A 14,861-nucleotide genomic window follows, 5' to 3' on the forward strand; every position below is an offset into this window, starting at 1 on the left:
GCGTGGAACTCCTCCCTGTCCACACGCCCCAGGACTTCGACCCCTTCGGACTCCTCAAGCCCCTCGCTGCGGCCCTCGCCGGCGAAGGGCCGGCCGTCGCGCCGTACGCCGCAGCGGACCAGTCCTTCGACGGGGCCCTACCCAACGACGACGTCGCGGCCGTGATCAGCACCTCGGGATCCACCGGGACCCCCAAACAGACCATGCTCAGCATCGATGCGCTCGCGGCATCGGCCATGGGCACGGCCTTCGCGCTCAGGGCCGAGGGGCAGTGGCTGCTCGCCCTCCCCGTGCACTACGTCGCGGGGTTCCAGGTCCTGGTCCGTTCCCTCTTCGCCGGCACGCGGCCCACAGCTCTGGCCACCACCTCCGGCTTCACCCCTGAAGCATTCACCCACGCCGCAGCGGAGATGACCGATCGTGTGCGCTTCACCTCCCTGGTCCCCACCCAGCTCCACCGCCTCCTGGCGGACCCCTCGTCCGAGACCCTGCGCCTCCTGCGCCGCTTCGACAGGATCCTGCTCGGAGGCGCGGCGATGGGTCCCGCGCTCCGCGCCGTCGCCAGGAGTCATGACCTGAAGATCGTCGAGACGTACGGCATGAGCGAGACGTGCGGGGGCTGTGTCTACGACGGGACCCCGCTCGACGGCGTGACGCTGCACTCGGAGGACGGACGGCTGCGCATCGGCGGTGCCGTCCTCGCCGAGGGCTATCTCGGGGATCCTGAGCTCACCGCGGAGAAGTTCGTGTTCAATTCCGGCCGGCGGTGGTTCATGACCGACGACGCCGGCGACCTGGCCTCCGACGGCACCGTCACCGTGCACGGACGGCTCGACGACGTCATCATCACGGGTGCGCTGAAGGTCTCCGCCGCGAAGGTGAGCGACGTGATCCAGTCCCTCCCCGGCGTCGACCAGGCCCTGGTGCTCGGGGTCCCGAGCCAGGAGTGGGGCACCGCCGTGGCCGCTGCGGTGCTCGGGGATGTCGACATCGAGATCATCCGGCAGGCGGTCCACGTGGAACTCGGGGCGCACGCCGTCCCCAAGACGATCGTGACACTCGACGCGTTCCCCGTCCTGCCCGGAGGCAAGCCCGATCGCCGCGCCATCAGGGCGCTCCTCGAACGCGCCCGGTAGAGTGCCGTCCCCCGATTTCTCCTCCTCTCATCGATCCCACCAGAAGGACTGACTGTGGCCACCGCTGCTCAATGGCTCGAAGGCGCCCGCCCCCGCACGCTGCCGATGGCCTTCGCCCCCGTCATCATCGGCAGTGCCGCTGCCTTCGGGCTCGGCTCGTTCGAACCACTCAACGCGGTCCTCGCTGCGATCGTCTCGGTGGTGCTGCAGATCGGCGTCAACTATGCGAACGACTACTCGGACGGCATCCGGGGCACCGACACCGACCGCGTGGGGCCGCTGCGCCTGACCGGTTCGGGTGCAGCACCTCCCCGCCAGGTGAAGCTGGCGGCATTCACCTGCTTCGGCATCGCCATGGTGGCCGGACTGGTACTGGTGATCCTCGCGCAGACCTGGGTGCTGCTGATCGTCGGTGTCGCCTGCGTAGCCGCTGCCTGGGGCTATACCGGCGGAAAGAATCCGTACGGCTACCGGGGTCTCGGGGATGTCTTCGTCTTCGTGTTCTTCGGCCTGGTGGCCACACTCGGGACCACCTACACGCAGGCGAACCAACTCAGCGCGGCCGCCTGGATCGGTGCGGTCGGCACCGGTCTGATCGCGATGGCCCTGCTGATGGCCAACAACGTGCGGGACATCCCGACGGACAGCGTCGTGGGGAAGAAGACCCTCGCGGTGAGGCTCGGGGATACAGCGTCCCGGGTCACCTACGTGATGATGCTTGCCGTCGCGATCCTGCTGCCGCTCTTCCTGGTCCACGACTATCCCTGGGTACTGCTCGTCCTGGTGCTGATCCCCGCCTGCATCATGCCCAGCCGGCGCATGCTCACCGGAACGCACCGCACGACCCTCATTCCGGTGCTCAAGCAGACGGGACTGATCAATCTCGGCTTCAGCATCCTGTTCGCCGGAGGGATCGTCATCACCACGAATCTGGCCTGATGGTCCCTGCAGTCCTCACCACGGGTGCCGGGGCTCACCCGCTTACCACCTATCGCGCTTCGTCGCGGGGCTTCCGGTCGGCGTTGACGGGCAGGTTCGGGTCGAGACGGTCCTCGGCCGCGGCATCGTCCAGCTCCACCGCCGAGCGGACGGGCGGAGCACCAGGGGTGAAACGGCGCTGGAGCGTTGCCGCTGCATCGTTGCGCAGATTCCGCGCGAAGAGATACGTCACACACCATGCCAGGATCGCGGCCACGATCGCGGACATGAGGATTCCCAGACCCAGCTGCACGCCCACGATGTAGAACACGACGATCAGGAGCACGCGGAGGGCGGAGAATTTAAGGAAAGCCACGCCCCAACTTTACTCGCCTACAATTGGAGGATGCCCCGCCTCCTGCTTTTCGCCGCGATCCTGGGGGTCGCCGTCATCATCTATTCGTTGATCGACTGCGTTATGAGCCGCAAGGATCAGGTGCGGAGCATCTCGAAGACCGCCTGGTTCCTCATCATCCTCCTGCTGCCACTCATCGGGGCGGGAATGTGGTTCCTGTTCGGGAGGCCGCGCAGCGAGGGGCCCTCCGGCCCCCAGCGCCCTGCTCCACGGAAACCTCTGGCGCCCGACGACGACCCGGACTTCCTGCAGAACCTCGAGACACAGCGGCGCCAGCAGGCACGCGAGCAGGAACGGCGTCGTCGCGAGCAGGCCGACCGCGAGGCCAAGGCTCGTGACAACGGCTCTACCGACGGCAAGCTCGAGGGCGAAGGAAGCGACCAGCAGTAGGCGGCACGACCAACCCGTGTCGTAAAGCGCCTCTTCCCGTGAGAGCTGTCGCACTGCCGTGCCAGTGTGAAGCCTGTGGCCGAGCAGTCAGGAGAAACCATGAGCAGTTCCGCGGATGGACGAAGCGAGGGACCCCAGGGCGCGGCGGCGTCCCTGCTCAACGGACTGCGGGTGCTGGAGGCATTCCGGGTCGACGATCCCACTCTTGGTGTCACCGACGTCGCCCAGCGTGTTGGTCTGCACAAGAGTACGGTGTCGCGTATTCTTTCCGGCTTGGCCGAGGCCGGCTACGTGCACCGCGACCAGAGCACGGGACGGTACCGCCTGGGTCTGGGTGTGATCAGCCTCGCCGGTCCGCTGCTGGCCGAACTCGATGTTCGCCGTCTCGCTCAGGGAGAGCTCGAGAAGTTGACGAAGGTCACTGCGGAAACCAGTGCTCTGTCTGTCTGGAACGGCATGGAGGCAGTGGTCGTCGAGCAGATCCCCAGCCCGCAGTTCGTCAAGCACACGGCGTACATCGGGACCCGCTACGACCGCTACGAAAGTTCATCCGTCAGGCTCTTCCTGGCCCACCTCGCAGCCGAGAACGTGAAGTCCCTGCTCGGATCGAAGCAGATCTCGCGTGATCCGGCCGAGGTGCTGAACGACGACGTGGCGGCGCACCTGGCTCAGGTCCGCGACGATGGTTTCGCCATCAACGACGGGTACACCGATGCCCAGGAATTCGGGATATCCGCTCCCGTGTACGACTATGCGGGAGCGCTGGTCGGATGCGTCACGCTCTCCGCGCCGCGAGCCCGGATCGGGCAGTCCGATGTGCCGCGCCTTCTCACGGAGGTTCAACACTGCGTCGAACGTATCAGCGACGGCTTCGGCGCCCACGCGCGATCAGTGGACGCAGACATCCGTTCGCACGCAGAACGCGGACGGTAATCGATCGAGAAGGGTATCGAACCCTCAGTTCTGACTGCTCCCTCGAGTACCTCCTGTGCAGAGCAGCTGTCCTGTTGATGCCCGGAGCCTGTGTCCTCGAGAATGTGCAACAGTCCGGCACCCGCTGAGGGGTGCCGGACTGTCGTGTCGTCGGGTGGAACTGAGAATGTCGGTCGCAGGACTCGACGGGACGGTGACTCAGGCAGGATCCGCCGGAGCCTCCACCTCGGGCTGGGGGTCCGAGAGGGTCTTCGGGACCGTGTCCTCGAACTGCGGGAGACGGTTCAGGTACTCCACGACTGAATCCGTGGACTCCACGTCACCGAACTTGTTGTCGATGTCGTAGAGGTTCCACTGCACGACACCCGGGACGCGGTCGCCGATGGTCTCCCTGGGGACGATCGGGCGGAAGCCCTTGGCGATGGCGTCCTCGACCGTGTGGCGCACGCACCCGGCTGCGGTAGCACCGGTCACGATCAGGGTGTCGATGCGGTTGGACGTCAGGAAGAGTTCGAGGTTCGTGCCCGGGAACGCCGAGGCGCGGTTCTTCTCGATCACGACCTCGCCCTCCGCCGGAGCAATGCGGTCATCGATCTGCGCCCAGTAGGAATCCGCAGGAAGGGTCTCCGTGGGGATCTTCGAGTACCACAGGCCCATGTCGTTCGTGCCGGAGCTGGCGTCACGATTGCGGTACACGTTCGTGGTGTAGAAGACCGGGACCTTCTTGGCGCGCGCGGCCTCGTTGATCCGCTGCACATTGGGGATGATCTCCTCCATGCCCGGGCAACTGAACGGGTGGCCCGGCTGCGTCCAGGCGTTCGCGAGGTCGATGTGAATGACGGCAGGGCGATTACCGTAGCCGATCCGACGTTTGAAACCGCGCTTGTTGTAGATTCCGGCGCCGGCTTCGAACGCCTCCTCCAGTACTGCTGCAAGGCGGGCTTCGATGTCATTGGACGTGATTGCCATGGCTTTCTCCATCTTTGCGTATGAGTCGTTGCTATGCGAGCAACTAAGTTGCTTTTTCAGATACTAGAGCACGGACGGGCTCGGCGCCAGGGCTCCACCGGGACAGACCGCTCCGTCGCCGAAAAGATCGAGCAAATGTCACTCAGCCATTGCTTGTTGCTCTTTGAAGAACTAGATTGCATGCTAAGCAACCTAGGTGATCTGCATTACACATATGCCGGAAGATGTTCCGGCTCATCTGACTACTTCCCGACCGCGGCGCGGCCCAGGAACCGTCGCCCACATCTTCTTCTTCCTTCTTCCTCAACATTCCTAGGTACTCGCCCCTCGAAAGGACCCATCATGAAGCGCATAGGAGTCGACGTCGGCGGCACATTCACCGACCTGTATTTCTCGGACGACGAGCAGCGCATTGCCGTCGTGGAGAAGGTTCCATCCACCCCGCACGATCCTGCCGAAGGGGTGATCAATGGTCTGAGGATGCTCAGTGAAAAGGCAGGGGTGTCGCTGTCGGAGATCGACCAGCTCGTCCATGGCACCACTGTTGCGACCAACACTGCGCTGACTCACACCGGCGCCGAGGTCGGCCTGATCACCACCGACGGGTTCCGGGACATCCTGCACATCGCCAGGCACAAGAAGCCCTTCAACTTCTCCCTGCAGCAGTCGATGCCGTGGCAGACCAAGCCGCTCATCAAACGCCGCCACCGCCTGACGGTCAAGGAGCGCGTCACAGCCCCCAACGGTGACGTGCTGGTTGCCCTGGACGAGGACGAGGTCCGGGATCGAGTGCGCGAACTCAAGAGCGCTGGGGTCGAAGCCATCGCCGTCTGCCTGCTGCACTCCTACCTGAACCCTGCGCACGAGAAGCGCATCGGCGAGATTGTCTCTGAGGAGTTCCCCGAGGCCTTCCTCTCGCTCTCGCACGACATCGTGCCTCTGTACCGCGAGTACGAGCGGTTCTCCACCACCGCGTTGAATGCGTACGTGGGCCCGCGGGTGTCCCGCTATCTTCATCGGCTGCAGGACCAGGCAGAAGGTCTCGGCTACAAACGGGAGATTCTGCTGATGCAGTCCTCCGGTGGCATGGTGCCCATCAAGGAGGCCGCGAAACGCCCTGTCACCCTCATGCTGTCCGGACCCGTCGGTGGTCTGATCGGTGGCATCTGGGCAGGACGGCAATCAGGTTTCGAGAACGTCGTCACGCTCGACATCGGTGGTACCTCGGCTGACATCGGTGTGGCCTACCAGGGTGAGCTGCGCATGCGTCATCTCCTGGACACCAAGATCGGTGATCACCAGGCGATGGTTCCCATGGTGGACATCGACACGATCGGTGCCGGCGGAGGTTCGATCGCCTATGTGGACGCCGGCGGCGTCTTCCGCGTCGGCCCCCAGTCCGCCGGAGCGGATCCAGGTCCAGTCTGTTACGGCCGAGGAGGCACTGAACCGACGTCCACCGACGCCCAGGTGCTGCTGGGACGGATGCGCCCCGACCGAATGCTGGCAGGGTCCGGAATGGACCTCGATCTCGACGGCGCCCGGACCTCTATGCAGGGACTAGCGGACAAACTCGCCATGTCCGTCGAGGAGGCCGCCCTCGGAGCGCTCCAGGTCCAGAAGTTCGGCATGACCCAGGCCATCGAGCAGAATTCGGTGCGTCGCGGGTACGATCCACGCGACTTCACCCTGGTTGCCGCTGGCGGAGCAGGCGCTCTCTTCGCCTGTGAGATCGCCTCCGAGCTCGAAGTACCACAGGTACTCGTTCCTGCTCATCCGGGCATCATGGCTGCGACCGGCCTGCTGGCCACCGACGAACAGTACGAATTCGTTGCGACGAATCGCTTCAAGTTCCGCGAGGCCGACCCCGCTGAGATCCAGGCTTCCTTCGAACGTCTCGAGCGGGAAGCTACGGCTCAACTCGATGCCGAGGAGGTCCCGGTGGACCGCAGGAAGCTGGACTGGCTGGCGGACGCCCGCTACGAGGGCCAGGGCTACGAGATCCGCTTCGACGTACCGGAGGGCCCGGTGGACCAGGAGTGGATGACCACGGCAGAGACGGCCTTCCACGATGCACACTTCGAGGAGTACGGCCACCGCTTCAAGAACGGCACCGTCGAGGTCATCAATATCCGGGTTGAGGCAAGTGCCCTCATGGACGAGCTTCCGAGCCCGATCCCCACGCACTCGGGGAGCATGGACGACGCACTCGTGGAGACTCGACCCGTGACGTTCGACCAGGACGGCAAACCCGCCACGATGGACACCGGCTTCTACGACCGGGGGCGGATGAGCGTCGGAACGGACTTCGCGGGCCCGGCAGTCATCGAGCAGTACGACGCCACCGTCGTCGTGCCACCGGGCTTCTCCGGCACCGTGGACAGTGCCGGCAATCTCGTCATCACCTGCCCTGCGGCAACCGAAACGGCGGAGAAGCTGGCGACCCCGATCCTGATGCGTGTGATCGGAGGTGCCCTCAATTCTGCCGCCAAGGAGATGGCGTCGGTGTTGTTCCGCATGGCCTATTCCTCGATCATCCGGGAATCGGAGGATCTGGGCGCAGGACTGTTCGACAGGGACGGCAACGTGCTGGCCGAATCAGATTCGACGCCGATGTTCATGGGCTCGATGCCCAAGATCGTCAAGGGCGTCATGTCGGTGCTCGGTGATGACATCCACGAGGGCGACGTCATCCTGCACAACGACCCGTACCTCGGTGCCACGCACTCTCCGGACGTGGCGATCATCGAGCCGATCTTCCACGACGGCGAGCTTGTCGGTTTCGCCGGTGCATCAGGACAGCTGATCGACAACGGCGGTGCATTCTCCGGCCTCATGGTGGACATCCAGGACATCCAGTCCGAGGGCACCATCTTCCGTGCCATCAAGGTCTACGAGAAGGGTGTGCGCCAGGAGTCCCTGATCCGGCACATCCTCAACAACAGCCGGACACCGACCTCGAACGAGGGGGACTTCCAGGCGATGATCGCTGCGTGTGAGCTCGCCAAGTCCCGGTACATCGCGCTCATCGAACGCTACGGTTTCGCCGCAGTCCGGGATGCCGGTCAGAATTGGATCGACTACTCGGAGCGCATGCTGCGCCAGGAGATCGCCAAGATCCCGGACGGGGTGTACGAGACCGAGGTCGGCTACCTGGACGACGACGGACGCAATTACGGGAAGAAGCTGCCGATCGCCGTCAAGGTGATCGTCGAGGGCGATGAGATCACGTACGACCTCACCGGATCATCCGAGCAGGTGCCCACGGCCTACAACTGCGCGTTCGAGGGCACGACCGTGTCGGCGTTCACCTTCATCACCCGCATGATGTTCCTGGACGAGGTTGCCTTCCCGGTGTTCGTCCCACAGAACGAGGGCATGCTCAAGCCCCTGAAGGTGATTGCACCGGAGGGCACCATCTTCAATCCGACCTACCCGGCCGCGACATTCTCCAGGTTCTCCCAGGTACAGCGGGCGGTGGACCTGGCCCTGAGAGCGCTGGCGCCGGTCATCCCTGATCGGGTGACAGCCGGTAACTCCGCGCACATCCACTTCGTCTCCTACTCGGGCTGGGACGAGAAGGCCGGCGAGTACTGGGTGTATCTGGAGGTCAACGAGGGCTCCTACGGTGCGCGGTCCAAGTCCGACGGCCCTGATTCCGTGGACAATCTCATCGCCAACACCCGCAACAATCCCATCGAGGAGCTGGAGTGGCGCTTCCCGATGCGGACGGACCGCTATGAGCTCCGCGACGAGCCCGCAGCAGCTGGGGAGTACCGCGGCGGTATCGGTATCGTCCGGGAGAACACCTTCCTGGTGGACACAGCGGTCACCTGCGAGGGTGAGCGCCATGAGTCCGATGTCCCGTGGGGTGCGTTCGAGGGGCATGAGGGCCTGAATGCGTCCCTCGTGAAGAACCCGGGCAGGGCGGATGAGGAGTCCTGGCCGTCCAAGGTCACCGGCTGGCAGCTCAAGGCAGGCGACTCGCTGCAGATCACGGTGCCCAGTGGTGGCGGTTTCGGCCACCCGACCCAGCGTGATCCCCAGCAGGTCCTCGAGGACGTCCTGGACGGGTTCACCACCATCGAGGCAGCCGAACGCGACTACGGCGTCGTGCTGGTCGAGGAAGCAGACCGCATGCGGCTCGATGCGGAAGGCACGATCGCACTCCGGGAGCGCATGAACTCCCGGACCGTCCTGACCCAGTAGGTCAATCACGCAGTAAGAGGTCGTCCTGGGGCAGCACTCAGCCTGCCCCAGGACGACCGTCGCTGCCCTCACCCGCATTCCGATGACAAGGAACCTGCAATGGACATCACTCAGCAACCGCAAGCCACCATCACCCAGGTCACTCCGAAAGACGTACGCATCGCGACCTGGATCTGCTTCTTCGCCTGGACCTTCGCAGTCTACGATTTCGTGCTCTTCGGCAATCTCCTCCCCGTCCTCGCGGAGGACTTCGGTTGGACCGGAGCCCAGTCCACCCAGGTCAATACCTGGGTCACCGCCGGGACGGCTCTCGTAGCCTTCGCCATCGGACCCATCGCGGACCGTATCGGTCGGCGGAAGGGAATCCTCCTGGCTGTGACCGGCGCTGCCGTCGCCTCGGTGCTGACCGCGACGACCGGACTGGTCATAGGCCTGGCTGCAGGGGTGGGCGTCGTCTTTTTGATCCTCGTCCGCTCCCTGGCCGGGCTCGGCTACGCCGAGCAGGCCATCAACGCCGCCTACCTGAACGAGATGTTCGCCCACAGCTACACCGATCCGGCGAAGGCTCGGCGGCGCGGATTCATCTACTCCCTCGTCCAGTCCGGCTGGCCCATCGGTTCCGTGCTTGCCGCAGCATCCGTCTATCTCCTGTTCCCCATCGGCGGCTGGCCGCTCTGCTTCGTCGTCGCGGCCATCCCTGCCGTCTTCATCGTCATCGCGGGGCGCTGGCTCAAGGAGAGCCCCCAGTTCACCACGCGGCGCCGGATCGAGGAACTGGTCAAGGCCGACCGCCAGGCGGAGGCGAAGGAACTGGCCTCGGCAAGCGGCATCGACATGACCAATCAGTCCACTCCGCTGGTGGCCGTCTTCCAGGGTGAGTCACTGCGCTCCACCCTGGTGATCGGCACGTCGTTCCTGTTGAACTGGGTCGGAGTCCTGGCCTTCGCGATCCTCGGCACGTCCCTGCTGACGGCCGCCGATGGGAAGAACATCACCTTCAACAGCGCCCTGGCCATTCTGGTCATCTCCAACGCCACGGCCTTCGCGGGCTACCTCTTCCACGGCTGGCTGGGCGACCGGATCGGGCGCCGCAACACCATCGGCATCGCGTGGATCCTCAGCAGCGCGTCCTTCTTCGGAATGCTCCAGGCTCCGGACGGAAACTTCGCCGTCATCGTCACGCTCTACAGCGCCGGTCTGTTCTTCCTGATCGGACCGTTCTCCGCCCTGTTGTTCTTCACGGGCGAGAGCTTCCCCGTTCACACCAGGGCCACCGGAGGTGCCCTGATCAATGCCTCGGGTCAGGTCGGAGCAATCATCGGAGGTCTCCTGATCACGATGACCCTCTCCTCGGGCGGAACCTGGACGGAGGCCGGCCTCTGGTGGGGCTGCCTGCCCATCCTCGCCTCGGGTCTACTCGTCTTCGCCGCACGCAAAAGGGACCCTCGCGTCATCCGTGTCGGCTGAGGGCGAAGAAGGCGACCAGCAGTAGGCAGCACGGTCTACTTCAGCTCGGCATCGTGCACGTAGCGGGCAATCTGAACTCTGTTCGAGACACCGAGCTTGGTGAAGATGCTCCCCGTGTGCGTCTTGACCGTCGGGACGCTCAGGTAGAGGTCGGCTGCGATCTGGGCGTTGGTCAGTCCGCGGCCTATCGCCACGGCGACTTCCTGCTCGCGCTCGGTGAGGCCGGCGAGCAGGTCGACAGCACGCTTGCGCCGATCATCGGGGACGCGACTCACCGTGGCGATGAGCTGCGCGGTCACGCTCGGCGAGAGGATGGGCTCCCCCTTGGACACCCTGCGGACGGCGTCGACGAGGTCGGCCGGAGGAGTGTCCTTGAGGAGGAAGCCCGATGCGCCGTACCGCAGGGCGGTGAGGACCATGTCATCGGTGTCGAAGGTCGTCAGGACGATCACCCGCGCGCTGTCGCCGCGATCGTGCAGCGCTCGGGTCGCCGCAAGTCCGTCCATCGTCGGCATCCTGATGTTCATGAGCACGACGTCGGGCACCGTCTGCTCGATCAGGGTCAGGGCTTCGCGCCCGTCAGAGGCCTCCCCGACGATCTCCAGGGACGGACACCCGCCGAGGATCAGGCGAAGCCCCGCCCGCACGAGTGAGTCGTCGTCCACCAGAACCACGCGCACGGTCAGATCCACGGCAACCATGCTCTCAGCACGAAGGTACCGTCCGGAGCATGGACGTAACCAAAGTTCTTGACTGACTATTCTAGAACGGTCATTCTTGAATCATGGGACGCCCCAGAGAGTTCGACATCGACGCCGCTGTAGCAGCAGCAACGGAACTCTTCATCGCAGAAGGGTACGAAGGCTGTTCAATGGACCGCATCGTGCAAGCCACCGGTGTGCATCGAGGGAGCCTCTACGCGGTGTTCGGAAGCAAGCGGGGCATCTTCGTCGAGTGCCTGCGGAAGGTCGCTGCGACGTCCGGTGAGAGGAAGTCCGGGGAGAGATCGGATCTCCTGCTGATCGCGCTGGTCGAACTTGCAGCGCGGGACGACGAGGTTCGCAGTATCTGCGCCGGGACCATAAGCCTCTGGCGCACTGACGCCGCCCGGGAACTGGGAACGAGACTGCTGGCGCGAGCCGGCCTGAACGAAGGAGCACCATGAACAAGGTCTTCATCGACACCGCGCGCCGGGTCCTCGTGGTCGAGCCGCGGGGACTCGACAAGCTCTGGGGCTTCGTGCGCAGGATCGAGGTACCTCTCGACCAGATCCGAGGTGCGACGCACGACCCCGGAACCACCGAGGACTACAAGGGAGTGCGAAGTCCAGGCCTGGGAATCCCCGGACACAAATGGGTCGGCACATGGAAGAAGGACGGTGAGCGACACTACTGGAACGTAACCGGAGGGAAGACCACCGTCGTCATCCAGACGACAGCTCCACGTTTCCAGCGAATTCATCTCAGTGTCGACGATCCACGGAGGATCGTGGACATGATCAATGCTGCGATGCCTCGTCGGGCTGACCGCGACTGACCACGCCCTTGTCTGCCACTGCGAACCGGGAATGATCCTTCGAGCCAGCGGCACAGCTACGCCAGTGGCTAGACCCCGGCGTAGCTGTGCAGGCCCGAGAAGTACATGTTGACGATGGTGAAGTTGAAGACGATGCAGAGGTAGCCCACGATCGAGAGCCAGGCCGCACGTGTCCCCGTCCAGCCCCTCGTCGCTCGGGCATGCAGGTAGCCGGCGTAGACGGTCCAGATCACGAACGTCCAGACCTCCTTGGTGTCCCAGCCCCAGTAGCGCCCCCAGGCCTGCTCGGCCCAGATGGCGCCGGCGATCAAAGTGAAGGTCCAGCCGATGAAGGCGATGGCGTTGAGCCGGTAGGACAGGTTCTCCAGACTCAGCGCGGACGGCACGAGCCGGAGGAACCGCGCGGTGTCGGTCTTTCCGGCGAGGAGCTTCGCCTCCCGCGAGGTCTGCAGCAGTTGCAGCACGGACATGGCGAACGTGATGGTGAACAGGGCCGAGGACGCGACGGCGATGGATACATGCACCACGAGCCAGTAACTCTGCAGCGCCGGGATCAGCCGGGAGACGGGTGTGGGAAAGCCGACCGTCGCGGCACACAGCATGATGACCACGAGCCCCACCACGAAGGAACCGATGAACCGCAGATCCTTGCGTGTGAGAGTGATCAGGAAGATCACGGCGACCAGGAATGCGCCCGTGGTGCAGAACTCGTACATGTTGCCCCACGGCACGCGGTGGGCAGCGAAGGCACGGCTGACAACTGCTGCACCATGAATGAGAGCTGCAAGGACCGTCAGGGCGACGGCGATACGGGCACTGCCCCGCCGGGCCCCGGAGCCGTAGTCCATCGAGTCGTCCGCGGTCACGGGCGCTGCCGGCCGAGCCGCCGTCGACCCCGGATCCCGGCCTCCCACGTGGGCCAGCGTGCGCGCCGATGCTGCCTGCTCGCTCGCGAGCCGTGACTCGACGGCACTGATGGTCTTGCTGGACTTCACCAGGTCCAGTACGAAGAAGACGAAGGCCACCACGTAGGCGATGGAGGCCAGCAGCATCAGCAGCTCACTGACCTGACCGAGCTCGGCGTTGACTGGTTGTGGCATCAGTTGTCCTTTGTGTTGTGCTGCGACTGCCCCGTGCCGCCGGCCGATGACACGGCCTCCGGCACCCTATTGTCCTCCGTGTTGTCCCCCGTACCGCTCGGCACCGACCAGCGGTCCGCGAGCAGCTTCCGAACCCGCAGACCCTCGTCCGCGAGGCGGTGATCCTCGCCCCGGGCGAGCAGCCCGTACTCGACCCGGATACCTCCGTCGTCGCGCCGGCTGGTCTTGACCCAGAGCCTGCGCCGCGCGATGAACAGGGACGCGCCCAGACCGAGGAGAGCCAGCGTGGCGAACACGAAGGCTGCGGCCTTCGCCGGGTCGTGATGGATGTCCAGGGCGATGTAGCGCTGCAGGCCGTCGAAGGTGATGGAACCCTTGCCCTCGGGTAGATCGTACGTCTGGCCGACGGCGAGCACTATCCCGCCGTCGTCGTTGTTCCGGCTGTTGAGCTCGGTGAGATTCTCCGTGTCGAGCACGTAGACGTTCTCCGGCGTGCCGTCGTCGAGCCCCAGATCACCGTAGTACGAGTTGAGGTTGAGCTGCGGATTGAACGGATCGGGGTCCCGTGAGAACGAGACGCCATCCTCGTCCACGAACGCCGTTGGCAGGAAGAACCCCACGAAGCCGAGCTGGTCCGGCTGGGCATCGGGTGCCTTGATGACGATCAGCGAGGTGTAGAGCCCGTCCGAGGGAACCGCGACCACGGGCCCCTGTGAGGCGATGTCACCCTCACCGTCACGCACCGTGACGATCGGCGCGTAGCCGTTGCCGACCAGGTACACGCTCGTCCCGCCGATGGTGACCGGCGCGTTGACCTTGAGCACCTGCTGCTCCTCCGGCGCCCCGGGCCCGTCCTGCGTGGTGAGATTGGCCGTGAAGTCCAGCGGCTGGCCGTAGTGGCTCTCCTGCTCGCGATCGAAGCGCACGTCGAAGCTGTCCAGGCGGATCGAGTAGGGCTCCAGCTGATCGTCCGAGAAGTTGGACCCGGGATTGAAGCTGTCATAGCCGATCAGCGTGTTCACGAAGCTGTCACCCTCGACGATGACCTTCTGGCCGTTGTAGCCGAACAGTCCGCCGATCGCGACCGCCACGAGCACCCCGATCAGTGAGATGTGGAAGACGAGGTTGCCGAGCTCCTTCGCCAGCCCACGCTCGGCACCCACCGATGCCTCGTCCGTACCGACCCCGCGCACGTCCACGCGATAACCGCGCTTCTTGAGGACGGCGGCGGCCTGCCCGGCAGCGGACGACGGCGTGAGGTCGGCGTCCTGTACCTCTGCGGCCGGGATCTCCAGCGTGCCATGGACCGGCAGCCGCGACAGGCGCTTCGGTGTCCGTGGCGGAGTGGAACGGGCGGCCCTGAAGTGGGCTCGGGCGCGCGGTATCACGCAGCCGATGAGCGAGATGAACAGCAGGAGGTAGATCGCGGAGAACCAGACCGACGAGTAGACGTCGAACAGCTGGAACCAGTCCAGGACGGGGCCGGTATCGGGGTGCTCCTCGATGTACTGCGTGACGACCGCAGGATTCGCCGAGCGCTGCGGGAAGAGGGACCCCGGAACCGCCGCCACTGCGAGCAGCAGCAGCAGGAACAGCGCGGTGCGCATACTCGTGAGCTGCGTCCATGCCCAGCGCAGGGTACCGACGAAGCCGAGCGCGGGAACGGCGACGTCGGCCTTCGAGCCCGCCGTGCCCTTGACGCCCGGCGCAATGTCCTGCTTCACCACGCCGGCCTCCTGGGCACCGATCGGTGCAACTGATTGTGTTCCCTGTTCACTGTCCTGCGGG

General features: G+C 64.9%; 13 protein-coding genes. 8 read left to right on the forward strand and 5 right to left on the reverse strand.

Annotation, left to right across the window (positions count from 1 at the left end; translation table 11 throughout):
* Window positions 1-2: 2 nt before the first annotated feature.
* Window positions 3-1,136 carry an AMP-binding protein gene (locus E8P82_RS00185; protein WP_136452480.1) on the forward strand — a complete coding sequence of 378 codons (1,134 nt, stop codon included), beginning with the start codon at window positions 3-5 and terminating at the stop codon, window positions 1,134-1,136.
* 54 nt (window positions 1,137-1,190) lie between these two features.
* Window positions 1,191-2,075, forward strand: a complete 885-nt coding sequence (locus E8P82_RS00190; RefSeq protein WP_136452481.1) for a 1,4-dihydroxy-2-naphthoate polyprenyltransferase — start codon at window positions 1,191-1,193, stop codon at window positions 2,073-2,075.
* A gap of 49 nt (window positions 2,076-2,124) precedes the next feature.
* Here the strand turns inward: E8P82_RS00190 and E8P82_RS00195 are convergent, their stop codons facing one another.
* Window positions 2,125-2,430, reverse strand: coding sequence for a DUF4229 domain-containing protein (locus E8P82_RS00195; protein ID WP_136452482.1), 306 nt, complete (start codon window positions 2,428-2,430; stop codon window positions 2,125-2,127).
* Window positions 2,431-2,460: 30 nt separating this feature from the next.
* Between E8P82_RS00195 and E8P82_RS00200 the strand changes: the two genes are divergently transcribed.
* Entirely contained in the window at window positions 2,461-2,859 is a 399-nt protein-coding gene (locus tag E8P82_RS00200; RefSeq protein WP_136452483.1) for a PLDc N-terminal domain-containing protein, read from the forward strand.
* Between the two features lie 99 nt (window positions 2,860-2,958).
* Window positions 2,959-3,792, forward strand: a complete 834-nt coding sequence (locus E8P82_RS00205; protein WP_136452484.1) for an IclR family transcriptional regulator — start codon at window positions 2,959-2,961, stop codon at window positions 3,790-3,792.
* 198 nt (window positions 3,793-3,990) lie between these two features.
* Here the strand turns inward: E8P82_RS00205 and E8P82_RS00210 are convergent, their stop codons facing one another.
* Entirely contained in the window at window positions 3,991-4,761 is a 771-nt protein-coding gene (locus tag E8P82_RS00210) for an N-carbamoylsarcosine amidohydrolase (protein WP_136452485.1), read from the reverse strand.
* 342 nt (window positions 4,762-5,103) lie between these two features.
* Here E8P82_RS00210 and E8P82_RS00215 point away from each other — a divergent pair, with 342 nt between their 5' ends.
* Both E8P82_RS00215 and E8P82_RS00220 read left to right on the forward strand, forming a co-directional pair.
* Window positions 5,104-8,970, forward strand: coding sequence for a hydantoinase B/oxoprolinase family protein (locus tag E8P82_RS00215; RefSeq protein ID WP_136452486.1), 3,867 nt, complete (start codon window positions 5,104-5,106; stop codon window positions 8,968-8,970).
* 99 nt (window positions 8,971-9,069) lie between these two features.
* Window positions 9,070-10,437 carry an MFS transporter gene (locus E8P82_RS00220; RefSeq protein ID WP_136452487.1) on the forward strand — a complete coding sequence of 456 codons (1,368 nt, stop codon included), beginning with the start codon at window positions 9,070-9,072 and terminating at the stop codon, window positions 10,435-10,437.
* A gap of 35 nt (window positions 10,438-10,472) precedes the next feature.
* Here the strand turns inward: E8P82_RS00220 and E8P82_RS00225 are convergent, their stop codons facing one another.
* Window positions 10,473-11,138, reverse strand: a complete 666-nt coding sequence (locus E8P82_RS00225) for a response regulator (protein ID WP_136452488.1) — start codon at window positions 11,136-11,138, stop codon at window positions 10,473-10,475.
* 83 nt (window positions 11,139-11,221) lie between these two features.
* On the opposite strand from E8P82_RS00225, the gene E8P82_RS00230 reads away from it, so the two are divergent.
* A complete protein-coding gene (locus E8P82_RS00230; RefSeq protein WP_136452489.1) occupies window positions 11,222-11,602 on the forward strand; it encodes a TetR/AcrR family transcriptional regulator in 381 nt (126 codons plus the stop codon).
* Entirely contained in the window at window positions 11,599-11,973 is a 375-nt protein-coding gene (locus E8P82_RS00235) for a hypothetical protein (RefSeq protein ID WP_136452490.1), read from the forward strand. Before E8P82_RS00230 ends, E8P82_RS00235 begins: the two co-directional genes overlap by 4 nt.
* 68 nt (window positions 11,974-12,041) lie before the next feature.
* Here E8P82_RS00235 and ccsB read toward each other — a convergent pair whose 3' ends face one another.
* Complete coding sequence (ccsB, locus tag E8P82_RS00240) at window positions 12,042-13,073, reverse strand: c-type cytochrome biogenesis protein CcsB (protein WP_136452491.1); 1,032 nt, start codon at window positions 13,071-13,073, stop codon at window positions 12,042-12,044.
* Complete coding sequence (resB, locus tag E8P82_RS00245) at window positions 13,073-14,800, reverse strand: cytochrome c biogenesis protein ResB (RefSeq protein ID WP_425455959.1); 1,728 nt, start codon at window positions 14,798-14,800, stop codon at window positions 13,073-13,075. The genes ccsB and resB overlap by 1 nt, the downstream gene beginning before the upstream one ends.
* Window positions 14,801-14,861: the final 61 nt, after the last annotated feature.

The organism is Arthrobacter echini (genome assembly GCF_004803505.1).
In the GTDB taxonomy this organism is placed as follows: Bacteria; Actinomycetota; Actinomycetes; order Actinomycetales; family Micrococcaceae; genus Arthrobacter_D; species Arthrobacter_D echini.